The 22750-nt window shown below is 68.0% G+C and carries 13 protein-coding genes and 1 pseudogene; 6 read left to right on the forward strand and 8 right to left on the reverse strand.

What is annotated here, in order from left to right; all coding sequences use genetic code 11:
• Positions 1-7: 7 nt before the first annotated feature.
• Both pglW and DIZ27_RS11190 read left to right on the forward strand, forming a co-directional pair.
• Positions 8-4417 carry a BREX system serine/threonine kinase PglW gene (pglW, locus tag DIZ27_RS11185; RefSeq protein WP_258308331.1) on the forward strand — a complete coding sequence of 1470 codons (4410 nt, stop codon included), beginning with the start codon at positions 8-10 and terminating at the stop codon, positions 4415-4417.
• 48 nt (positions 4418-4465) lie between these two features.
• Positions 4466-5872, forward strand: a complete 1407-nt coding sequence (locus DIZ27_RS11190; protein WP_109378197.1) for a hypothetical protein — start codon at positions 4466-4468, stop codon at positions 5870-5872.
• Positions 5873-5908: 36 nt separating this feature from the next.
• Here DIZ27_RS11190 and DIZ27_RS11195 read toward each other — a convergent pair whose 3' ends face one another.
• Genes DIZ27_RS11195 through DIZ27_RS11205 form a run of 3 tightly spaced genes read right to left on the reverse strand, consistent with a single transcriptional unit; the run spans position 5909 to position 9269 of the window.
• On the reverse strand, positions 5909-7354 hold the full coding sequence (locus DIZ27_RS11195; protein ID WP_109378198.1) for a hypothetical protein: 1446 nt from the start codon (positions 7352-7354) through the stop codon (positions 5909-5911).
• Positions 7351-8742 carry a KGGVGR-motif variant AAA ATPase gene (locus DIZ27_RS11200; RefSeq protein WP_109378199.1) on the reverse strand — a complete coding sequence of 464 codons (1392 nt, stop codon included), beginning with the start codon at positions 8740-8742 and terminating at the stop codon, positions 7351-7353. The genes DIZ27_RS11195 and DIZ27_RS11200 overlap by 4 nt, the downstream gene beginning before the upstream one ends.
• Positions 8739-9269 (reverse strand): hypothetical protein, encoded by a 531-nt coding sequence (locus tag DIZ27_RS11205; protein ID WP_146228931.1) that lies wholly within the window; start codon positions 9267-9269, stop codon positions 8739-8741. Before DIZ27_RS11205 ends, DIZ27_RS11200 begins: the two co-directional genes overlap by 4 nt.
• 156 nt (positions 9270-9425) lie before the next feature.
• On the opposite strand from DIZ27_RS11205, the gene pglX reads away from it, so the two are divergent.
• Entirely contained in the window at positions 9426-13154 is a 3729-nt protein-coding gene (gene pglX, locus DIZ27_RS11210) for a BREX-2 system adenine-specific DNA-methyltransferase PglX (protein ID WP_109378201.1), read from the forward strand.
• 46 nt (positions 13155-13200) lie between these two features.
• Here pglX and DIZ27_RS11215 read toward each other — a convergent pair whose 3' ends face one another.
• Together DIZ27_RS11215 and DIZ27_RS11220 are read right to left on the reverse strand one after the other, a co-directional pair.
• Positions 13201-13392, reverse strand: a complete 192-nt coding sequence (locus DIZ27_RS11215) for a DUF397 domain-containing protein (protein WP_109378202.1) — start codon at positions 13390-13392, stop codon at positions 13201-13203.
• Positions 13389-14264: a helix-turn-helix transcriptional regulator gene (locus tag DIZ27_RS11220; protein ID WP_109378203.1), complete on the reverse strand. Its 876-nt coding sequence runs from the start codon at positions 14262-14264 to the stop codon at positions 13389-13391. Before DIZ27_RS11220 ends, DIZ27_RS11215 begins: the two co-directional genes overlap by 4 nt.
• Positions 14265-14480: 216 nt before the next feature.
• Between DIZ27_RS11220 and DIZ27_RS11225 the strand changes: the two genes are divergently transcribed.
• Both DIZ27_RS11225 and DIZ27_RS11230 read left to right on the forward strand, forming a co-directional pair.
• On the forward strand, positions 14481-14921 hold the full coding sequence (locus tag DIZ27_RS11225; protein ID WP_109378262.1) for an ATP-binding protein: 441 nt from the start codon (positions 14481-14483) through the stop codon (positions 14919-14921).
• Between the two features lie 184 nt (positions 14922-15105).
• Positions 15106-16698, forward strand: coding sequence for a hypothetical protein (locus tag DIZ27_RS11230; protein ID WP_109378204.1), 1593 nt, complete (start codon positions 15106-15108; stop codon positions 16696-16698).
• Positions 16699-16746: 48 nt separating this feature from the next.
• Here DIZ27_RS11230 and DIZ27_RS11235 read toward each other — a convergent pair whose 3' ends face one another.
• Positions 16747-17076 carry a hypothetical protein gene (locus tag DIZ27_RS11235; RefSeq protein WP_258308332.1) on the reverse strand — a complete coding sequence of 110 codons (330 nt, stop codon included), beginning with the start codon at positions 17074-17076 and terminating at the stop codon, positions 16747-16749.
• 89 nt (positions 17077-17165) lie between these two features.
• On the opposite strand from DIZ27_RS11235, the pseudogene DIZ27_RS11240 reads away from it, so the two are divergent.
• Positions 17166-17429 (forward strand): annotated as a pseudogene (locus tag DIZ27_RS11240) (ATP-binding protein); the annotation flags it as partial.
• Between the two features lie 321 nt (positions 17430-17750).
• Here the strand turns inward: DIZ27_RS11240 and DIZ27_RS11245 are convergent.
• Complete coding sequence (locus DIZ27_RS11245; RefSeq protein WP_109378205.1) at positions 17751-22130, reverse strand: trypsin-like peptidase domain-containing protein; 4380 nt, start codon at positions 22128-22130, stop codon at positions 17751-17753.
• A 48-nt stretch (positions 22131-22178) separates the two neighbouring features.
• Positions 22179-22478 (reverse strand): CU044_2847 family protein, encoded by a 300-nt coding sequence (locus tag DIZ27_RS11250; protein WP_375231954.1) that lies wholly within the window; start codon positions 22476-22478, stop codon positions 22179-22181.
• Positions 22479-22750: the final 272 nt, after the last annotated feature.

A 22750-nucleotide genomic window follows, 5' to 3' on the forward strand; every position in this document is an offset into this window, starting at 1 on the left:
CGGCACAGTGGCAGCAACGGGAGGGGACCCGCGGCGGACACCCGGTCCGGCCGTGCCCAAGCCGGGGCCGGTCAAGCCCGCCCAGCAGTGGTCTCAGGAGCGTCCCTCTCCCTACTCCTGGGAGCAGGACGCGCTGGACCACGTCAGGCGTCTCATGCCCGCGGCCGAGCCGTACCGCGCCTGGGCGACCTTCTCCTTCACCGCCCAGTCGGGCCGGGTCAACGAGTGCGATCTGCTGATCGCCGTTCCCGCCGGCCTCTTCCTCGTCGAGATCAAAAGCCACCCCGGTGAGCTCCACAACACCGGTTCGACCTGGAACTTCCGCGGCAAGGATCGCACCCGCACCCTCAACAACCCGCTGCACTTCAACGACCTCAAGTCCAAGGAACTGCGCAGTCAGCTCCAGTGGGCCGCCCGCAAGCTCTACCGCAGCGACCGGATGGTCCCGCGCATCGAACCGGCCGTCTTCCTGTCGGCCCCCGACCTCGTCAGCCACCTCGACGAGGTGCAGCGCATCCGCGTGTACGGGCGTGACGACGGCGCGAGCGGCCTGAACCGCATCTGGCAGGACTTCCTCGGCCTGCCCCCCGAGCGTCCCGAGCGGCGTGTCACGGAGGAGTTCTCCCGGCACCGGCTGCCGCAGCTGCTCAAGACCATCGGCATCCGGCAGTCGACCGGCCACCTGCGTTTCGGTGACGCCTGGAAGATGGAGCCGCACCCCCTCGACGCGGGCGCGTCGTGGGAGGACCACCTCGCCAAGCGGGACGACGGTCTCGCCCAGGGAGAGGGTCGGGTGCGCATCTACCTGGTCAGCCAGGGCGCGACGGAAACGGACCGCAAGAAGACGGAGCGCGCGGCCCGCCGCGAGTACCAGGTCCTCCAGGGCGTCACGCACCGCGGCATCGCCGACGCCATGGAGCTGCGCGACCACGAGGGCGGGCCGGCGATCCTCTTCCGCCACCGTCACACCGACCTGCGCCTGGACCAGTACCTGGACACCTACGGCGACAAGCTCACCCCCGAGATCCGCCTGGACCTCGTACGCCAGCTCGCCGAGGCCGTCCGGTACGCCCACAGCCGCTCGCTGTACCACCGCGCGCTGGCGGCCCGCTCCGTCTACGTGTCCTTCCGGGGTGAGGGCGCGCACCCCGAGCTGCGCATCACCGACTGGCAGACCGCGGCCCGCGACTTCGACAGCAACGCCACCTTCTTCCGGTCCATCGGCGGCTCCGCGCTGGACGCGACGCTGATCGAGGACGCCGCCCACGTCTACCTCGCGCCCGAGACGGACCTGCCCTCCCCGGAGCCCGGGGATCTGGACATCTTCGGGCTGGGCGCCGTCTCCTATCTGATCCTGACCGGCAAGCCGCCGGCCCCGCAGCGCAGCGTCCTCAAGGAGCGGCTGCGCACCGAGTCGGGGCTGCACCTGTTCGCGGTCGCCGACGGCGTCTCCGACGCGCTCGACGCACTGGTCTTCAAAGCCACCCGCGCCGACGTCAACGACCGCCTCAGTTCCGCGGAGGAGTTCCTGGACCTCCTCGACGAGGCGGAACGGGCCGGTACCGTCCCCGACTCCGTGGCGACGCCGGCCGTCGACCCACTGGAGGCGCTGCCCGGCCAGGCTCTGGACGAGGAGTGGTCGGTACGACGGGTCCTCGGCACGGGGGCCACGGCCCGCGCCCTGCTCGTGGAACGCGCCGTGGAGGACGACGACGGCACGATCCGCGTCGAGGAACGCGTCTTCAAGGTGGCCCTCGACGAGCAGAAGGCCGACCGCCTGCGTGCGGAGGAACGCGCCCTGAAGCTGGTCGGCGGCGGCGCCGTGGTCCAGTTGCGCGGCGACGGACTGCGCGAGATCGGTTCGCGCACGGTTCTGCAGCTGGAGTACGCCGGTGAGCAGTCCCTCGGCGCCCGGCTGCGCGGCACGGGACAGCTCACCTATGACGACCTGGAGAATTTCGGCGAGGACCTGTTCCTGGCGCTCGACCAGCTCGCCGCCCACGGTGTCCGCCACCGTGACATCAAGCCGGACAACCTCGGCATCCAGCGCCGCAAGGACTTCACCTGGCAGCTGAAACTGTTCGACTTCTCCCTGACGGATGCCTCCGACCGGGATGTGAAGGCCGGTACCCGCGGCTATCTCGATCCGTTCCTCGGTTCGGTGCGCCGCCCGCACTTCGACGACCATGCCGAGCGTTACGCCGCGGCCGTCACCCTGCACGAGATGGCGAGCGGCGAACGGCCATTGTGGGGCGACGGCCGCATAGACCCGCTCACCAACGAGTCCGCCGAACTGCACATCGCCGGTGAAGTCTTCTACCGGCCGTTGCAGTCAGGCCTGACCGCCTTCTTCCGGCGTGCCCTGCACCGTGACATCGAGCACCGCTTCGACACGCTGCGGCAGATGAAGGACGCCTGGCAGAAGGTGTTCCGGGACGCCGACACGGACCGGCCGCCGACCACCCCCTCCACGGTGGGCACCGAGGCGGAGGACACGGAGCAGGCACGGGACCGGGCGGCGCTGGCCGCCGAGGACGGCACGGAACTGGAGCTGGCCGGTCTGTCGCCGCGTGCGGTCACGGTCGCCGCCGGCCTCGGCGCCGCTACGGTGGGCCAACTGCTGGATGTCCAGCCGTCCGTGATCTCCAAGGCCCGCGGCGCCGGCCCGCTGGTGCGCAAGGAGCTGAACCGCCGCCGCAACCAGTGGGTGGCCGCTCTGCGGGGGAAGACTGCCGTACCGGCTGCGCGCAAGGCGGTTTCTCCGGTCAAGGACGGCGAGGCGCAGGCCGGGGTGACCGGCATCCTGTCGGTTGACGACATGGTCGATCTGCTGACCCCGCCGTCCGGCCGCAAGGGCTCGCGTCGTACCGACGTGGTATGCCTCACCCTCGGTCTGCCGCCCGAGGACGGCGGCCTGTCGCCGCTCGGCCCCTGGCCCGTGCAGGCACGGATAGCCGATCACCTGGGTATCAAGCAGCCGCCGGTCTCCCGCCACCACCGGGCCGAGATCAAGCGCTGGGCCGAGGCCGAGTGGCTGAGGGCGGTGTGCACCGAACTGGTCGAGATCGTGGCCAACTTCGGCCGCGTGATGACCGCCTCGCAGGCCGCACAGGAACTGCGGGCCCTGCACGGCGCGCAGGACGACACCCCTGAGCGTGTGCTGGCCCGCGCACTGGCGGTCGTCCGGGCCGCCGTCGAGGCGGAGACCCGCGAGGAGGAGGGGCACGAACCGCGTCTCGCCGTGCACCGGCGCGGCGACACGGTGTTGCTGGCGTCCGAGTCGCTGCCCGGCACCGACGACCCGAACCCTCGCGAACTTGCCGATTATGCCGCCGAGTTGGGAGCGAGTGCGGAGAAACTCGCCGACCGGGAGCCCCTCCCGGGGCGTGCCGAGGTGGTGCGCGAACTGCGCGCGGTGCCCGTCCCGGAGAGTTTCGCGCCGCTCGCCGACACCCGTCTGGTGCAGTTGGCCACCGCCATGGCGTCGTCCGTGGTGCGTCACACCCCTCGCCTCGAACTGTACCGGCGCGACCTGAGCCTGGAACGCGCGCTGCGCATCTCGCAGGCCGGAGCCGGGGTGCGGGCGGACCGGGGGATCACCGCGACCGAACTCGTCGCCCGGGTGCGTGCCAGGTTCCCCGACCTGGACGTCCTGACGGACGGCCGCGAGCCGACTCCCGTGGTGCTGGAGGACGCGCTCCAGGCCGCTCGCTTCGATCTGCGGCACGACGAGGAGGCCGGCCGATTCCTCCCTCCGCTGCCGAGGTCGACTGGCCCCTGGTCCTCCACGGGCTCGGTCACCAGCATGCTGCCTCCGGTCCGGTCCGTGGCGCGCCGCGAGCCCGAGGACCCGCACGGTGAGCTGCGCGAACAGCTCACCGAGAGCGCCCGCCGCGGAGGCTTCCTCGCCCTGACGGTCAAGGCCGCCCGTCTGCAGGGCACGGCCGAGACGATCGCCGCCCGCTTCCCGGTGGTGCCCGTCGACCTCGGGGCGCTGTTCCTGCGGGAGTTCAGGCGGCTCGTCGAGGAGAAGGGCCAGGACTGGCGGACGGTCCTGCGCGCCGACGCGGCCTCCGCGCCGGGCCGGGTGAAGCCGGGCCTCGCCACGTTCGTCCGCGTCGTGTGGCAGCGCGTCGCCGACGACCTCGCCGCCCGCTCCACCGAGCCGCGCACGGTGTTCTTCCTCCACGACGCGGGTCTGATCGCCCGGTACTGGGACGAGGGCGGCCGCACGTTCCTGGTCACCCTCCAGGGGGCCGCCCGCCGGCCGTCACAGGGGCCGCACGGCCTGTGGCTCCTGTGCCCGATGGAGTCCCGCACCCAGGACCCGCACCTGGACGGGCAGCCGGTCGAGGCACTGCGCAACGACGGGGAGGTGGCCTACCTGGCCGGGGGGTTTCTCAAACAGCCCGCGTAGGAGGGGAAAAGCGCCTCATCTGCCAGAGGGACCAGCAAGAATACGCTCATGGTGGCGATCATCAAGTGCCGTGATTACGAGATCGATTTCCTCAGGCAGCTCGAGCAGCTTCATCAAGCTCGGCGGCACGACTGGGAGTGGACGGTCACGCGTCGGCGTGACCAGTGGTCCAAGGGAAGCCACCTGCTCCTGATCGCTTCCATGGACCGGTACGGGTGCTTCGAGATCACCCGTGTGGGAAAGTCTGTTCGCCGACGAGGCGCGAAGGACCAGGAGCAGCAGCTGCGCGTCACCCGTGTGCGTCCACTGCGCAGGCCCCTCGCCCTCGATGGACTCCTCGACGGACTTACCGCTATACAGCGGCGCCATCTGATCGAGGAGGGCCAGCAGACCAAGGGCACGGGCGAGGCGATACGTGCCCTGCTGCTGGAACTCCGGCCCGAACTCACCGAAGCCGTAAAAGTGATCGAGGGAGCCACCGAACCCTGGAACTTCGGGAATTCGCGCGCCGCACAGGAGGTGGCCCTGCAGCGGGACGCCACCCTCGCCGTGACGCGCATGGCGGGTATGCAGGCTCCTCGCCTGGCCGAATGGGACCCACCCGCCGAGGAGCTGTACGACGACACGGTGCCCCCGTTGTTCCTCGACCTCGTGGGTGGAGCCCGCCATGCTGACGAGCTGCTCGATGCAACGGAGTTGGATCCACAGGACCCTCCCATCCGTACTAAGGCGCTGAGCAACCAGCCGGCACTCGAGGACCATCTCGTCACGCATGACACCCGTGCGATGCTCGGGTGGCTCAGCGAGGCGACGAACCATGTGGCCTGGCGTGAGTTCCGCGAACACGGCCGCACGCTGCTGGTCGCGAACGCCAACCGCACCCCGGCGGAGCAGGCCCTGGGCTGCGACATCATCTTCTACAACGTCACGCGCCACAGCCTCGTCCTCGTGCAGTACAAGAAGCTCGACGCCGAACGAGGCGGTGTCTACTACCCGAACAGCGATCGGAACCTCGCCAAGGAACTGGTACGGATGAGGAGCCTGGACCGGTACGCGGAGAGGCACGCCGGTCTGGCCGACGAGCAGCGGTTGGATCCCAGCCCGAGCTGGATCAAGCTCTGTCATCCGCGTTCCGTGCTGCCGCACACGACGGAGATGATCCACGGCATGTACTTCTCCCGTCGGCAGTTCGAATCGCTGTGCGACGACGCCCGGCTGAAGGACGGGCGAGGCGTCCGGTTCAGTTACAAGAACGTCCCGGCCTACCTGGACAACACGCTGTTCACACGCCTGGTGGAGACGGGCCAAATCGGCACCACCGGCACGAGCACCGACCTCGTCCGCCAGCAGGTCATCCGCAGCTTCAGCGGACAGCGCAACCTCGTATTCGCCACGCTGAGAGGGGAGGAGCCGCCGCAGGCGGAGCGGAACGCGCAGCGCCGACAGGCACGCTGAGCGAAGGGCGCTCCCCGGAAGCGGCTGCGGTTCCGCTCAGACGGGCATCCGGGGGACGCCGCCCCGGCGGCCGATGTCGAAGGCGAGGCGGTAGATGTCCGGTAGGTCGACGGAGTCCGGGCCGCGCTTGGTCACCACGCCGAGATCGTGGAGTTCCTGGACGAGCGCCACCGGATCGTCGAGGTTGCGGGGACCGCTGCCGCCCTTCTCGCTCTCCAGCAGTGCCCGTACCTTCGAAGCGAGCGATCCCGCACGCCATGCGTAGTGCACGGTGGTCGCCTGCAGGGGCACCTGCTCCCCCTCTAGTTGCTCGACGGCGAGGGCGGCCCATCCGAGGTCGTCCTTGAGTTCGGCCACGCGGACGGACGCGGCGGTGCTGAGACTCGCGGAGATGGCGTCGTAGTGCAGAGGGACGGGGTGACCGGCGAACCGCTCGCTGGTGATGCGCGCGGCCTTGCCCAGGGTGGAGAGCCAGGTGCGCGGGCTCACCTGGCCCTTGCCGTCCTGCAGGTGGTTCGGTACCCAGGTGTAGGTGTGGCCCTTGCGACGGTCCTTGCCCATGAAAGGGCCCGCCAGGGTGATGAAGACCTTCTCCTGCTGCTCCTGGTCGGCGAGGAGGGCCACGGGGGGCAGATACCGTCCGTCGCCCTCCGCACGCCAGTCCCCGGTCGCCTCACGGAACTTCTTCGCTTCCGGACCGTCGTGGTTGCCCAGTTTGTGGAAGAGGAGCCCGTAGAGGTTCTCGCGGCTCCAGACGAGGTTGGTCGCGTTGGCGCCGAGTTTGGAGGCGTCCGCGAACACCTTGGGCGCGCTGTCGTACATGTCGGGGCGGACGAAGATCTTGGCGCGCAGGGTTCCGGTGGTGAGCCGCAGCTCCAGCGCCGTCTGGAAGAGGCCGGACAGCAGAAGGTCGGCCTGCCTGCGGTCGGGGTGCAGGTGCTCCAGCCCGTCGAAGAGCAGGACCAGGGTCTCTTTCCGGTTCCGTGTCTCCTGGTCGGCCTGTTGCAGTGCGTCGCCGTAGGCCTCGAAGTTCTCCCGGGTCCAGCGGACGCGCTCGGTCCAGTTGGGAAGCTGTCGTACCGCGGGTGTGCCGAGGACGTTCAGTACGACGGCGGGCCACAGTTCGTCGGGGCGGACACCGGCGTCGACGAGACCGCGGATGGTGCGCGTGTCCGGGAACGCCGGACTGTTGCTCCGGTCCGTCCCGAACCCCGTCCGCACCTCGGTGCGGCGCAGCCGAGGCATCATGTACGCGTCGGCGGCGATCCCGCGCAGTTCCGGGTCGGTGAGCGCCTTGGCCCAGTAGGTCTTGCCGGTGCCGCGGAACCCCCGCACGACGGTGACGTCCGGATCCAGGGCGAGGCGGTGCGACGAGGGCGTGAACAGGGTGTGGAAGTCCGGCGCCTCGGTGTCGGCGTCGGTCGGTGTCCCGAGTGCCTGGGTCAGCAGCGTCCGGTAGTCGTGGACGGTCGGCTCGCTCATGCCGTCTCTTCCTCCTGGTGCGGGGGCGGCAGAAGGCGCTCGACAGAGGTCACGAACGTCCGGTACGCGGCTTCCACGAACGGCAGCTCGGGCCATGCCCGGCTGCGCAGCGGGTCGAGCCCCACCAGGTCGTTGCCGAACAGGATGGGGATCGGGGCGTACGGCCTGTCGTCCTCCTGCCAGTCCGGGGCGAGGAAGGGCTCGGCGTCGTTTCCGTCGTCCGGTAGGTTGTACAGGGTCTCCGTGAACATCTCGTGCGCGTGCTTGCGCAGCGTGCTCAGCCGCCCTATGTCCCCGGCGGAGTGGAACATCGCGGCCACGATCCGGATCCGCTCGCGCAGTTCGCGGGCACGGTCCGGGCGCCGCTGCCACTCGGACAGCAGCATCCGGTAACCCTCCCAGGTGGAGGGGTTGTCCACCGCGAAGAGCAGGGCGAGCCCGCTGAGTCGGGTCAGCACGACCGCCGCGATGTCGTGGATGCCGGCACGGCTGTCGAGCAGCACGATGTCGGGCCTGCGCGACAGCTCGGCAACCTGGTCCTCGCAGGCGGCGATGGCGTCCTCCAGCCGCACGGCGAACGGGCGCGGGGCGCCGCCCGGCTCGGACGGAGGGAGATCGCTGTAGATGCGGTTCAGCTTGGCGAGGTAGTCGTACGGCTTGCCCTCCAGGGGCAGGCCCCCGGCGGGTGCCAGCCACACCTCGCCGTTGCCGCTGTAGGGGAGGACCGAGGTGCGGGTGACGAGCTCCAGGCCGTCGGCGTTGCCGACGGCCGACTCCACGAGGTGGTCGACGATGCCGTGCCGGGGCATTCCGGCTGGGTCGGCGAGCAGGTTGGAGACGCCGGGCGACTCCAGGTCGAGGTCGACGACGAGGACGCAGCGGCCCCGGTCCGCCAGATGACGGGCCAGCACCGTGGTGGCGGTGGACCGGCCGACGCCGCCCTTGAACCCGTACAGCGCGACGCGGCGGTCCTGCCGGGTCCCGACCGTCTCCTCGGCGCTCCCGCCGTTCGGTCCGGTGTCCTGCAGCCAGTCCGTGCCGACGACGGTGCGTTCGAGGACGGCCACTCTGCCGACGCCGTCCGTCCGCGGTGTGACCTCGGTCAGTTCCGGCACGTCGAAGAACAGCTCGGGGGCGAAGAGGACACTGGCGATCTGCACCGGATCGAGTCCGGTGAACGGATGGGTCGCCGCAGCGAACTTTTCCCTCAGCGACGTCAGTTCGGCAGCGTCGGGCGTCATCCGGTCGTCGCGGTCGTCGATGAGGAGGGACACCCGGCCCAGCAGGTCACGTGCGAGGACGACGTCCCGGCCGCCCTCGGCGGCCCGTGCCGCGTGGGCGAGGGCGATCTGCCAGGCCTCGTCGAAGCGAGTGGGTTCAGCGGTCATGCGAGGGTGCCGGTTCCTAGCGTGCGGGCCTGCTCGTGAGCGGCGATGAGGTCGTATGCGGCTTGCAGATGGCGGGCGAGGTCGGCTTCGGTGATGGACGTCCCGTCGCAGTACCGCCCCTCGACGGCCCATCCGTGGAACGGGTTGGAGGCGATGAGCTGGGTGAACAGCGGACCCACTTCGCGGCCCCGCCGCCGCCCGGCGATGGCGCACAACTGGCCCCACAGCCACGGCAGGTGCCCGTGCATGTAGTCCTGCTGCGGGAGTCTGTCGAGTCCCTCGCGCTCCATCCGTTCCTTCGCCTCATGCTTCAGGTCCGGGTGGAAGGGGCGCCCCTTGCCGGTCAGGGCGGACCCGAGGTAGTCGAGCAGGATGGCCTTGATCGCACACTCGGCGGCCAGCCCCGCGAGGTGGTCGGCGGATGTCCGTAACCGTTTCCCGGTGGCCAGCTGCGCGGTGTCGTAGTGGTGCCTGCTCGCTGCCCTGAACGCCGGCGGCGGCACATTCGGAGTGGTGGGAGCCGTCACGACGATCACTTTAACGGCGTGATCGCGGGAAATGGAGCGGTTTCGGTATGCCGGGTGGCCTCCGCCTGCCCTCCGCCACCTGGCAGGATTGGTGCTCCGGCGCAAGGGGCCGCGGTGGACCGCAGCGCAGGCAGTGCATCGAGAAGGAAGCGGAACGTGACGGACGTCAAGGCTGGTGTGGACCCGGAGGCCCTGCTCAAGGACCTGAAGCGGCAGGTCACGGCCCTGGAGGACGACCTGAGGGCGCGTACCGAGTCCGTGGAGGAGATCCAGGCTCGTCTGGAGACCGAGTACCGGCACGCCCGGGAGGCCCGGCGCACGGCAGCGACATACGGGGCCTGGCGCGACGAACGGGTCACCCAGTCTGCCGCGGCCTGGGTGCTGGCCTGCGTCTTCGTCCGCTTCTGCGAGGACAACGGCCTCATCGACGAGCCGTTCATCGCTGGTCCGGGAGAGCGGCTCGCGGAGGCCGAGGCCCGGCACGAGGCGTTCTTCCGCGACAACCCGACCAAGAACAACCGTGACTGGCTGTTCGCCGCGTTCGACGCCATCCGCGAGGCGAACGACACGGCGGCCGGCCTCTTCGACGAGGCCCACAACCCGCTGTGGGACATTGAGCCCAGCTACGAGGCGGCGACCGAGCTGCTGTCGTTCTGGCGGCGCTGGGGCGCCGAGGGCGACATCCGTTACGACTTCACCGACCCTGAGTGGGACACTCGCTTCCTCGGTGACCTGTACCAGGACCTCAGCGAGCACGCTCGCAAGACGTACGCGCTGCTCCAGACCCCGGAGTTCGTCGAGGAGTTCATCCTCGACCTCACGCTGGAACCCGCGGTCTCCACGGACGCGTTCGGTCTGAACCCGGTGTGGGAGGGTCCGGACGGAGAGGAACGGCGGGGCCTGCGCACCATCGACCCGGCCTGCGGGTCCGGGCACTTCCTGCTGGGCATCTTCCACCGGTTGATGGACAAGTGGCGCGCCGCCGAGCCGGGGACTGATGTGTGGACGTTGGTGCGCCGGTCCCTGGAGTCAGTGCACGGCTGCGACAAGAACCCGTACGCAGTGAGCATCGCGCGGTTCCGGTTGTTGGTGGCCGCGATGCGGGCGGCGGGGGCGCGGAGGCTGAAGGACGCGCCGCCGTTTCCCATTAACGTGGCGGTGGGGGACTCGCTGCTGCACGGGCGGGACGCGGCGGGCATTCAGACCGACCTGGACACGCTGTTCGCAGAGGTGCAGATCGGGCGTGAAGAGGGGGCGTTCGCGTACTCGACGGAGGATGTGTGGGAGTACGCGAAGCGGGTTGATCTGCTGGGGCGAGGTTCTTATCACGTGGTCGTGGGGAACCCGCCATACATCACGGTCAAAGATAAGCAGGAGAACGAGAACTATCGCGCCGCCTTCGATGCCTGTGCGGGAACCTATGCGCTTTCAGTTCCGTTTGCTCAGCGGCTGTTTGAGTTGGCCGTGAAGGGTTCGGGTGGTCGACGCGGCGGTGGTGGTTTCGTCGGTCAAATCACAGCGAATTCCTTCATGAAGCGTGAATTCGGCAAGAAGCTCATTGAGGTAGTCTTTCGAAATCGGGTCGAACTGTCGCATGTGATTGACACGTCGGGCGCTTATATTCCAGGCCATGGGACGCCAACCGTCATCCTCATTGGTCGAAATCGGGTGCCGAACCCTGGCCGTACAGTGCGGGCCGTGCTAGGAATTCAAGGTGAGTCGGAGCAACCCGAAATTGCTTCGCAAGGGCGTGTATGGAATGCAATTGTGGGCAAACTCGGCGATCCGGGCAGCGAGACTCAATGGGTCAGTGTTGATGATCTGAGCTACGATACTTTTTCGTCCCACCCCTGGTCGCTGAGTGGCGGTAAGTCGGGAGAGGTCTTTAAGCGGCTAAACGTGTGCGCCCATAGGCTGGGTGACAGACTTTCGCGTGTGGGATTCTATGGGGACAGTCATGCCGACGAGGCATTCACGCTTCCGGCGCACGGTCCACTGAGTAGAATCGCGGAACAGCTTCACGCGAGAGTAAGTCGCAGGGGTGATCAAACTCGCGATTGGGGTTTCGTCGGTTTTGACTTGTCGGTCATCCCGTATTCAAGCGACAGGAAAATTCTCGACTATGAAGATCTCGGGGACACTTTTGTTAGGCATTTTTGGCCGTTCCGTACCGAATTGTGGATGCGTGGCACTTTTGGCGGGAGTAACTACCGTCGCGATGGAAGACTGTGGTGGTCTTGGCATCAGCTGCCCCGAGATGATAAAGCGAGCGCGTACGCTATCGCTTTCGCTTTTGTTTCGACGCATAATCACTTCGTGCTGAGCCTGGATGAAGATGCTTTCAATCGCTCAGCCCCGGTCTTGAAAATGCCCGAAGGTGCGAGCGTACGTGAGCATCTCGAACTTTTGGCAGTGCTGAATTCTTCGACTGCTTGCTTCTGGCTGAAGCAAGTCAGTCAGGATAAGGGGAACCGAGGGGGTGAGCGGTCCACGGGACGGTACGCTTGGGAAAGCTTCTATGAGTTCACTGGTACCAAGCTTCAGCAGTTTCCCCTTCCTGAGCGACTGCCGCTTACGCTCGGACGTATGTTGGATTCGGCGGCCAGTGAGATTGCGCGATATGATCCCAGTGCTGTAATTGCGGAGCAAGTGCCGTTGCGGACTGTGCTTAGTGGTGCGCGTGTCAACTTTGAGCGTACCCGATGCCGCATGATCGCTTTGCAGGAGGAGTTGGACTGGCAGGTTTATGGTCTCTATGGGCTGCTTAGTTCGACAGATGTGGCTAGAACCACCATCCCTTCGGAAAAGCTGGCTGATTGTCCCGAGATTGAGTTGGGGCAACGTGCGTTTGAGCTCGTTATTGCTCCCAACGCTAGGCGGGACGAGGCCGTCGAGCAGTGGTTCCGTCGGCATGGCTCGATTCCCATCAATGAGATCCCCGCCCACTGGCCCGACTGGTACCGCGAGATCGTTCAGGCGCGCATCGATATCATCAATTCCCGCAAGGACATTGCTCTCATCGAGCGCCCCGAGTGCAAGCGGCGCTGGGCTGCCGAGCCGTGGGAGAAAAAGGAGCGCGCCGCGCTGCGGAACTGGTTGCTGGATCGGTGCGAGAGGTCCGAGCTGTGGTACGAGTTCCGGGAGGGGCTCAAGCGTCCCCGCCCGATGACCGTCAACTACCTTGCCGACCAGCTCAGTACGGACGAGCACTTCACCGCCGTCGCCGCGTTCTACGCCTCCGACCACCTCGGCAAGCCCGACCTTCCCCTCGCGCAGATATTGACCGAGGTGATCGCCGACGAACACGTGCCCTACCTCGCCGCGATGCGTTATAAGGACCCCGGCCTGCGCAAGCGTGCGCAATGGGAGGAGGTCTGGCGGCAGCAGCGCGAGGAGGACCGTACAGGGCAACGGCTCGACATCCCCGTGCCGCCCAAGTACACGTCCGCCGATTTCGCCCGGGCTTCCTACTGGTCGAATCGCGGCAAGCTCGACGTGCCCAAGGAGCGGTTCATCTCCTACCCTGAAGCCGGGCCCGACAGCGACTCGACGCTGATGCTTGGGTGGGCCGGCTGGGACCACAAGGATCAGGCACAGGCCCTCTTCGAGCTACTGGCCGCCCGGACCACGCGAGACGGCTGGAGTTCCGAGCGGATTGTTCCGCTGCTCGCCGGCCTCCACGAGGTCATGCCGTGGGTCAAGCAGTGGCACGGAGAGTACGACGACGAGTGGGGCGACGTACCGGCGGACGAGCTGGAGGCCGAGTACGAGAATCAGCTCCGCAAGCACCAGGTCGGTGTGGAGGAGCTGAAGGCCTGGCGTCCGGTACGGAAGGCGCGTGGCCGCAAAGCGGTGGCGAAGCAGCCCGCGCTGGACGTCGAGTAGCAGTAGAGGTCGGTGGGGCAGCAGTGGACGCTGCCCCACCGGATGTTCAGACGCGCGAGTCGGCCGCCAGCGCCGTGAACGCCGACCAGGCGTCGCGGGATACGGCCACCGCTTGCCTGTCCGTGTCCTTCGAGTCCCGGACGATAACGGCCTCGGTACTCATGGCGATCTCGACACAGTTGTCGCCGCTGCCACCGCTGTAGCTGCTCTTGAACCAGGCCAGTTCGCTGGTGCTCATAGCGCTCCTCGCATCTGCTCCAACAGGCTCACCGTGGCCTGATGGCTCAAAGCCTGCGAGCGCATCTTGCCATAGCGCTGGAGCATCTGACTCGCGGCTTTTGCATCGCTTGCGAGCACGCTGGTGCCGTGCCCCTCAACGTAGCCGACCCAGCGGTGGTCCGCCGTTTCAGCAAGATACATCTCGCCCTCGAAGCCCGCGTGCTCCTCTTGAGTCAGCGGCATGACCTGCAGTTCCACATTGCGGTATCGGCCAACCGCAATGAGGTGGTCTACGAGACTCTTCGTTACGGTTGCGCCTCCCATGCGGCGCTCCAGAAGTGCCTGCTCGATGATGAAGCTGAACGTGGTGTTGGGGCGTTCAACGAGGAGACGCTGCCTGGCCAACCGCGCTGCTACCTGTCGCTCTGATTGCTCTTCCGTGAGCGGTGGCAGGTGCCGGTCGAAGAGGGCTCTGATGTACGGCTCGGGCTGCAACAGTCCGGGGATCACCCGGCACTCGTACGCATACAGCGAGATCGCCTCCTCCTCGATCCCCGCCCACTGCCGGAACCACGAGGCCAGCCCCGCCTTCCGCGTCAGGCTCCGTGCCGCCGCCCCCAGAATCCGCGCCGCAGCCGCACCCAGCACCTCTTCCGACCGGTCCAACAGGTCCCGTGGCGGGAATCGCTTGCCCTGTTCGATCTTGGCGATGTAAGCAGCCGAGTACCGCACCTGCGGCGCGAACTGCTCCTGCGTCAGGCGGGCCTCCTCACGCAGGGCCTTGAGTACCGCGCCGAACGTCTTCAGGCTGTCCGAGAGCTCCGGCTCGCAGTTTCCGCCCCCGCCCTGTCCGGCGCTTCCACCCACCCCGCCACAGTTGTCCACCGCCATCGCAGCCGCCTTCCCCTGTGCCCACGTGCTCTCGGACCGTGTCCGTGCCGGGCCCGAGCACCCTCCGTACTGTGTGCCGAGCGCGCTGCGCCACGCTCGGCACATCCATCGTCACGTACAGCGACCGACCCAGTCCAGCGAGTGAACCAGTACAGCGTGATCTGTATCGGTGGCAGACCTGCCGACGGATCCTCGCCTCCCGGCAGGGTGGCCGACATGTCAGCCCCACGTACACAAAGCTCCGCCCCGGCCGCGACGTTCACGCAGCGCTTCTCCGCCACCCGTCGTGGTGCGCGCCTCGCCCGGCTGCTCGCCGCCCACCAACTGACCGAGTGGGGCCACCCGCACGGCACCGAGGCACACGACACCGTCGTCCTCATCGTCGCCGAACTCGCCGCGAACGCGGTTCTCCACGGCCGGGTCCCGGGACGGGACTTCGCCCTGTCACTGTCCTACGACGCCGGCCAGGGCACCGTCCGGATCGAGGTGGCTGATACCCATCCCGCCCTGCCGACGCGCAAAGCTCCCGACTCGGACGAGGACGGCGGCCGCGGCCTGGTTCTCGTCGATGCCCTCGCCACCGCCTGGGGTGTCTGCGACCGCCCCGGCCCCGGCAAGACGGTGTGGGCCGAGTGCGCGACGGTTCCCCGAGCCTGACAGACCCAGGGCCTCTGAGCCCGGACACACGGCAATCACCTGCTTGAGCAGCCGGATCTGAGCGTGCCCAGGGCATTGGGGACTTCGGCGGGGCGGTATTACGGTGGCTCTCCGAGCGGTGCCCTGACCGCGTTCGGTGGGGGACGAGGTCCGCTGCACAGGGCATCCGGGGAGAGGGGCCACCGTGCAGGCACTGTATGCCGTCAGTTTCGACGTCCAGTCCGCCCAGGACCAGCCGGACCATGTCTACGAACGTCTCCGCCGGCATCTCGCTGACTGGCTCAGCGCCCGCGGCCGTGTACCGGCGCCGTCCGAGACCGACTTCAACCAGGATGGTCGAGCGGTGCTCCCGGGGAAGATTCCCGGCCATGGCGAGCGCACGGTGAGCTGGATGGTTGCGGGGGATGAGCGCACTCGCGCCCTGCGCGTGACCATCCACCAGCCGCTGTTCGACGGTCCGGCCCAGTTCGTCACGCGGATCACGGTCTTCCAGTCGGAGGAAGGCGGTGGCGGACTCAGGGTCGTCATGGGCAGAAAGATCCCCGACGGCTGGATCGCCCCGGTGGGGGACCCGCGGCTCAGGCGCCCCAACCTGCTGCGGGAGGTGCTCAAGGACCGGGAACTCGAGGTGCGGGTGCTGAACCAGGTCGCCACCGGGCGGTACGAGAGGATCCGGGACGAGGGAAGCGCGGCCGTGCTCCTCGACTCCCTCGCGCTGAGTACGCGCTTGCCCATTCTCCTGGTGCAGCCCAGGGACCAAGCAGCATGGAACATGGCGGCCGATGCCTCGGGTCAGCTCGCCGGGCTCGCCCAAGTGGTGACCCTGAACTACCTGACCGCGCAAGCGGTCCGCCGGGTCCACGAGCAGGTGGCCGTCCCCAGCGGTGGCGCCCGGCTGGTCTGGCCCCATCTCGGCCTGGAGCATCCCGCCTACTCGCGTGAAGAGGTGTGCCGGCAGTCCTTCGTGGAGACACAGCTGATGCCGTCGCTCGGTCACCTCTCTGTCATTGCCCGGGGCAGTGACAGTGCGTGGGAGCGGGCGCGGCAGGCTTCGTACCGGGCAGGGGCGCGCAGGGTGGCGGAGCAGCTGTCCCGCGCGAAGGCTGCTGGAGACAAAGCCGGTGAGCTCAAAGCGCTGAACTTCCGGGTGCGGGAGCTCGAAGAGGAGGCTCAGTCCTGGGAGGACATGGCGCAGAGCTACATGGAGGAGCGTGACAAGGCGCGGTCCGAGGCTGCCGACGCTGAAGTGCTGCGCCAGGACCGGGACTACTGGAAGAACCAGTACCTGGATCTCTCGAAAGGCGGGGCCGGGCAGACGGCGACACTCGACGTCTGGAGCCAGATCCCAGTCCTGGGGACGACGGATGCCCTGCCCACGTTCCGAGCCCTCGCTGAGACGTCGGAGCAGCGCATCGTATTCACGCCGAGAGCGGCGCGCGTTTGGAAGGACTCCCGATACCCGTATCCCCAGGAGATGACCGACCGGTTGGTCGCTCTCGCGCAGGCCGCGATGGACCTGTACACCAAGTCCGGCAAGATACCCAGGCTGGTCCAGTGGTTCTACGACAACCACGGGCTGAAGTTCGCGCCCAGCGACGAGAAGCTCAGCAAGGACAAGGACAAGCGCTACTTCATGTTCGACGAGGAGCGTTGGGACGGACTGCCGCACATCAAGGTCCGGGACGCCGTTTCCCCCAACGAGGTCGGACGGATCTACTTCGCCCTCGACTCCGAGGGGAAGCGCTTCATCGTGAACCACGTCGGACTGCACCTGTAACCGCATCGTACGGGCGTACCGGGCAGCATCGCCGTGGCGGTGCTGCCTTCAGCGCCTGCCCCCGCCCGTCCTGACGTCCTGGTTCCAGGCTCTGCTCCGGCCGTTCGGTCCCGTCTTGCAAACCGTGTCGTAGCAGCGCCAGAACCAGGTGCCGTTCTTACGGCGGCGCGGTTCGATGCTGGTGCCGCCGCAGCGGCCGCACTTCGGCGGACGGGTGAAGCGCTCGGTCTGTTCGTGCTCCAGGAGCTTGCGGGCGAAGTGACCGCCGCGCATCGTCACCACAACCTCGCGGGTCCACGACTGGGACAGGGTGTTGAGGCTGCCGATCATCACCGCCCGTTCGTCGATCACCGCGATCTTCTGGTGCATGACGTTCATGGGGAATGACGGTGTGGACGACGGTCCGGAGGTCCGTGATGAGGTTCTGGGCGTCCGGACGAGATTGGAGCTGGTCCGTGTCGTCGCGGATGAAGACGGTCACGCGCACGCCCGCGTCCGACCGCCTCGCCTGGCTGCTCGCCGCCCACCAACTGACCGAGTGGGGCCACCCGCACGGCACCGAGGCACACGACGTCGTCGTCCTCATCGTTGCCGAACTCGCCGCGAACGCGGTTCTCCACGGCCGGGTCCCGGGACGGGACTTCGCCCTGTCACTGTCCTACGACGCCGGCCGAGGCGCCGTCCGGATCGAGGTGGCCGACACCCGCCCCGCCCTGCCGACGCGCAAGGCTCCCGACTCGGACGAGGACGGCGGCCGCGGCCTGGTTCTCGTTGATGCCCTCGCCACCGCCTGGGAACCCAGGATCGCCTCGGCCCCGGAAAGACGGTCTGGGCCGAGTGCACGACGGTTCCCCGGACCTGACCGCACCTGGCCCCTGACGTCCCGACGGCTGGATCGCACCTGTGCAGGACCCGTGCCTCAAGCGGCCCGACCTGCTGAGATCAGTACCCGTCCGACGCCGACAGGTTCGGTCTTCGCCCGGACGAACCCCTGGACCCGGCCATCCAAGGGGTTCGTCCCCTTTCACCGACTGCCCACTGGTCGCCCGTGTTCAGGAGCAGATCCGGTCCGGGAGTCCGCCGGGCATCCCACGGCGTTCGTCCTGAGTGAGGTCACGGCCGACGACGTCGCACAGGTGGCGTTTCCAGAGGTCGGGATCGAGGCGGATCAGGTCCCCGCGGCCGTCGACCACCCGTACCAACGTCTTGCCGTCCCTGCTCGCGGCGACGAAGTGCTGGTCCTCCGCGAAGTCGTACGAGTCGAAGTGGCTGGGGTCGTCCGCCCGCTGGAAACGCACGGAGTTCCCGTTGGCCACGAAGAACTCGTTCCCGTGCCCGGTGAACCCGAGCTGGAACCCGTCCCCCCAGGACACGTCGTTCGCTCCCAACGGCCCCAGCGGACCCACCACTCTGTGGGACTCTCGCCCCGGCCGCACCGACCACAGCTCCAGCAGGGCCCCCTTCGTCTTCGCGGCCGCATACCGCCCACTGCTGTCGAGAAACGCACGGTCGTTGTCCGGCGCGAGGCTGACACGCAGCGCCTTGTCCTCCTTGCCTGTGCGCAGATCGACGGCGTGCAGTGTCGGGTGACCCTGGACCATGATCTGTACGTATCCCGGCTCGGGGCGCTTGTTCACCGCGAAGCCGGAGTCGAGGGGCTTCTCCTCCGAGGTGTACAGCGCTGGGTTCTCCTTGACGAGCTTGAGGCCACGGGCGTCCACGGGGTTTGAGAGCCGTCGCCCTTCCCTGGTGTTCCATCGCTCGATCCGGCTGCCGGACAGCGTGACCAGTTCGTTTTCTCCCGCGAAGAAGAGCGACAGCGGCTCCGCCTTCCCGTCCTGACGGACAGGGGGCATGAGCGTGGTGATCTCCGCGACCTCGCGCAGGGACGGAAGGCGCCGGATCAGGATCTTGTTGCGTCCCACCACGTCGGCCACCAGGGTCTCGGCCTCGTTCACCGTCAGCGCGTGGGCGGGGTCCGGGTCCGTGGGCGCATCCGCCGTGGGCCGCTTCACCACGGTCGTCACCTTTTCGGTCACCACGTCGTAGAGCACGAGTTTTTCGGCGGTGAGGTCCGAGTAGCCCCTGGTCCGGGTCACCTGGGCCACCTGGATGCGACCGTCGTCGATCAGTTTCGGGTAGCTGGCGACCATGTTGAACTCACTGCCGCTGACCGGTTGCAGGGACAGCCCCGTCACCGTCGTCTCGTCCCAGGTGGCCACTACGGGATGGGCCGAATCCCCGAGAAGTCGGTTGCCGAAGTTGGCCGGCTTCGGCCCCGCCGCCTTCTTCTCTTCCCCGCCTCGTCGATTGTCACCGAGCGACCACTCGCCGCCGTACACCGCGAAACGCTGCCCCGACTCGTTCAGAGAGACACCGCCGCAGTTGAACGAATCGGTGCTGTAGCGGTTCAGTACCCGCCCGTCTCCCACACGCACGAAACGGTAGACACTGTTGCTGTAGCCGTCCTTGCCACGCTCCTTCCGGCACCAGGCCAGCACCCCACCGTCGCCCGAGAGACTGACCGCGGGGGCGATGTGCACGCTGGCGGGGGGAGTGAAGGTCTCCACGTCGGTCGCCAGCTCGCGGATCCCGCCGGTACCGGTGTTCACCGCCACGAACGCGTACTTGTCGCTGGACTTGTCGGCGTTGCGCCGCTGAGCGGCCACAAGCGTGTCACCATCGGGTCCGAACCACACGGCCTCGAACGCGGGCAGCCGCGAGGGAAGTTCCTCATGCCGTCCGGTCTCCAGATCCCACAGCCGCAGCCGCCCCTCTGCTGCCACCGTGACCACTCGCCGGGCGTCCGGGGAGAAGTCCGCGGTGTGGACCCCATCGCTGCGGTACCCCTGTTCCTCAGCCCTGTCCCTGAACTCGCCGTCACGGACCGTGTGCGCCGGCCCCAGCAGTTCCGCCGTACTGTCCGCCTCCGGATCGAGGTCGTGCCATACCAATGCGCCCGCTCCCGACGTATAGGCGATCCGCCGCCCGTCCCTGCTGACCATGGGGCGGAAGGCCATCTCATTGAGACGAAGCCGTGTACTCATGACGCTCTTCCCGGCTCTGCGGACGAACAGTGACGCACGTCCGAGCTGGGTCGTCACCAGCGTCACCGTGCCGTCGGTGCTCATCGCCGTATCGACGATCTTCCCTTCGGCGCCGCTGAGTACCCAGTCGGCACGCTTGAACCGGTCGTATCCGCGCAGCACGGCGTTGCGGGCCTCCTGCGTGGGCGCGATCTCGTACGCCGCCATGGCGACGAGCGAGGCCTGCCCCGGATCACTCCTGTCCAGTTGGCCTGCGAGGACGGCCATCGCCCGGGAGCGTGCCTCTGCGTCCCGCTGTTCGCTGACCTTCCCCTGGTAGACGAGGAACGTGCCGAGCCCGACGACCAGCGCGATCACCACGGCGACCGCGATCCACGCGGCGCGCAGCCGGTTCCGTCGCGCGCGGCGTCGCTGCTGCGCGAGTTTGAGGAAATTCCGTTCTTCCGCGTCGAGCTCTTTCTCCCTGCTCTTCAAATGCCTTTCTAAACTGGCCAGGTGGAGACCAGCGGGCAGCAGTCCCGCCGCCTTGTCCCCGTCGGTCCATCGCTTGAGCTCATGGGCGAGTTCCCACCGCGCGGCCAGGAACTCGCTGTCGGACCGCACCTGCTCCTGCAGGGCCGGCCATTCGGTGACCAGCGCTTCATGGGCCAGCTCGACGGACTCCGGTTCTCCCCGCCCCCCGTGGATGACGAGCAGTCGGTGCTCGGTGCCGGCGAGCCGGACCGCGATGTCCCACCGCTCGTCACCCGCCTCCTGCCGGGTGAGTCTGCGGCGCAGCGGGTGCGGGCTGTCGTCGGGCAGCACCCGGACGAGCCCGGTGAGCAGCCGACTTGCCTCGCCGCCCTTCTGCTTCTCCTCGTCCGTGACGCACTTGTCCCAGGCCCGCGTGGCATGGCCTGCCAGCGCGCCGGAGACGCCACCGGCCTCCTCGTACGTCGCCGTCCGGAGCCGACCGCCCTCCTTGCCCTCCCACAGCTTTTCCAGGACGAAGCCGAGGAGCGGCAGTGTCCCCGCTTCGCTGCCGGCGTCGTCCAGGATCCGTTCGACGAGGCCCGGTTCGTAGGTCACGGCCACGCCCGGGAGATTCTCCAGCGGCTTGGTCATCACGTCCGTGAGCTGCTTGCGGGACATCGGCGTCAGCGGCAGGGTGTCTCCGCGATGCAGCGCGGGACCGAGGCTCGGGTGTCTGAGGGCGGCGTCGATGAAGTCGGCCCGGAGGGTGACCAGGACGCCGGGCGCGCCGACCGGCCGGATCTCCGGGAAGAGCACATCGACCACCCGGGCGACCTCGGTGTCCGTGTCGGCGAGCAGCGCTTCGGCCTGGTCGAGTACGACGAGGAGCTTGCCGCCCGACTTGCCGCGGAGGCGATGAAGGGTGTCCACGAGCCCCAGCTCCGTGAGCCACTCCTGCACTTCACCGGCATTTCGCGCCCCGTGCCGCCGAGTGCGGTAGGCCTCGTACAGCTCGGTGGCGAGCGCGGCCAGCGGCGAGGAGACCGGTCCGGCGTCCACCACCACGATGTCGTATCCCTTTTCACGCATCTCCGGCACCACACCGGCCAGTGCGAGCGACGACTTGCCCGAGCCCGACGGCCCGTACACGGTGACGCTCGGACGCCCGGCCAGCAGAGCGCCGGTCACCTTCGCCTTGTCGTCGTCACGGCCGAAGTAGACGCCCGCGTCGCCCTCCTGGAAGGTCTTGAGGCTCCGGAAGGGCGACGGCGGTTCCACGATCTTCTCGAGCTCGGGGATGAGCCTCAGTACCGTGCTCGCGCGGATCACGAACGTCTGCTGGGTCTCACTGCCCCCCCGCTGGCTCTGCGCGACGAGACCCACGACCGTACGGCCACGGGAATCCCAGACCGGGCTGCCGCTGAAACCCTCCTCGATGTGGGGCCTGGTCTCATCGGTCCGGGAGAGTTGTCGCCAGCCCTCCTCCGTCGGCCCGCCCAGGACTCCCCAGTACCAGGTTCCGCCCGGCCGGGGCCCCGTGAATCCGACGATGCCGACTCTCTTGTCCCAGGCGGTCGCGGGCTCGGCCAGGGCCAACGGACGGCCACCAGGTACGGTGCCCTGTACGCGCAGGACCGCGACGTCTCCGGTGCTGTCGTCCTGCTCCTCGACGTAGTGCTCGACCTCGGCGGTCCAGGACTGCCCCGCCAGGTCCGCGTCCAACGGCATGTCCAGCGTCACCTGGGTTCCGGCCGCCACCTTCGCCGTGCCGTCTTCCTCTCCCGAGGCGTACGCCACCACATGGGCGCAGGTCAGCACCACGTCCGGTGCCAGGAGGAAGCCCGCGCCCACGGGCTCACCGTTCTGTCCCTTGATCCGGACGACCGACGAGACCAGCGCCTCGTCAGGCTCCTGCGGCTCCGCCCCCGTCATACGGCCCCCGTCTCGCCACGGCCCGACAATCCCTACGGGCTCAACTCCTCACGGATTATTGACCGTCGTTCCAGGATCGTCACTCCTGTTCCATGTGAGGGTCACGGAAAAGTTCGCCGCGGTGGCGGTGCTCGCGATGACCACGTCGGCCTCGGCCGACAGGGACACCCCGAACTCCAGAGTGATTTCATCAGGCGCGTTGGTCAGTCCCCGGAACCGTCCGACGAAGCTCTCCGCGACAGGCCGCACGGTGTCCAGCATCTCGCCGAACGATCTCTGGGCCCGCGCCACGGAACGGCCACCGCGACCCACCCGCACCAGGGATTCGTCCACTTCGCGGATCTGCACCCGTATTGTTTCCTCGCCACCGTCGCGGAGGGGTACCTCAACCGTGTGGACAGGGCGATCGCTCACTGCATCCTCCAGCACTCGGAAGCCGGAGAGCATAGCCAATCCCGCGCACGGTTCGCTTGTGGAGGTCGTCTACACAGCCCTTGCTCGGCATGCTTCTTCCACCACTCCACGCACCCCTGGCACGTCGCCGACCCGAGCACGCCCCAGCCCGGGCAATCCGTGCACTGTGCGGAGGTGGATATCGCCCCGTCGTCCAGGGCGCAGCT

The organism is Streptomyces sp. NWU339, from assembly GCF_003143855.1.
In the GTDB taxonomy this organism is placed as follows: Bacteria; Actinomycetota; Actinomycetes; order Streptomycetales; family Streptomycetaceae; genus Streptomyces.

Bases quoted from the DNA above. Each gene is read 5' to 3' on its own strand.
- DIZ27_RS11190 (WP_109378197.1), top strand. From the start codon at position 4,466: ATGGTGGCGATCATCAAGTGCCGTGATTACGAGATCGATTTCCTCAGG.
- DIZ27_RS11195 (WP_109378198.1), bottom strand. From the start codon at position 7,354: ATGAGCGAGCCGACCGTCCACGACTACCGGACGCTGCTGACCCAGGCA.
- DIZ27_RS11200 (WP_109378199.1), bottom strand. From the start codon at position 8,742: ATGACCGCTGAACCCACTCGCTTCGACGAGGCCTGGCAGATCGCCCTC.
- DIZ27_RS11215 (WP_109378202.1), bottom strand. From the start codon at position 13,392: ATGAGCACCAGCGAACTGGCCTGGTTCAAGAGCAGCTACAGCGGTGGC.
- DIZ27_RS11220 (WP_109378203.1), bottom strand. From the start codon at position 14,264: ATGGCGGTGGACAACTGTGGCGGGGTGGGTGGAAGCGCCGGACAGGGC.
- DIZ27_RS11225 (WP_109378262.1), top strand. From the start codon at position 14,481: ATGTCAGCCCCACGTACACAAAGCTCCGCCCCGGCCGCGACGTTCACG.
- DIZ27_RS11235 (WP_258308332.1), bottom strand. From the start codon at position 17,076: ATGAACGTCATGCACCAGAAGATCGCGGTGATCGACGAACGGGCGGTG.
- DIZ27_RS11245 (WP_109378205.1), bottom strand. From the start codon at position 22,130: ATGACGGGGGCGGAGCCGCAGGAGCCTGACGAGGCGCTGGTCTCGTCG.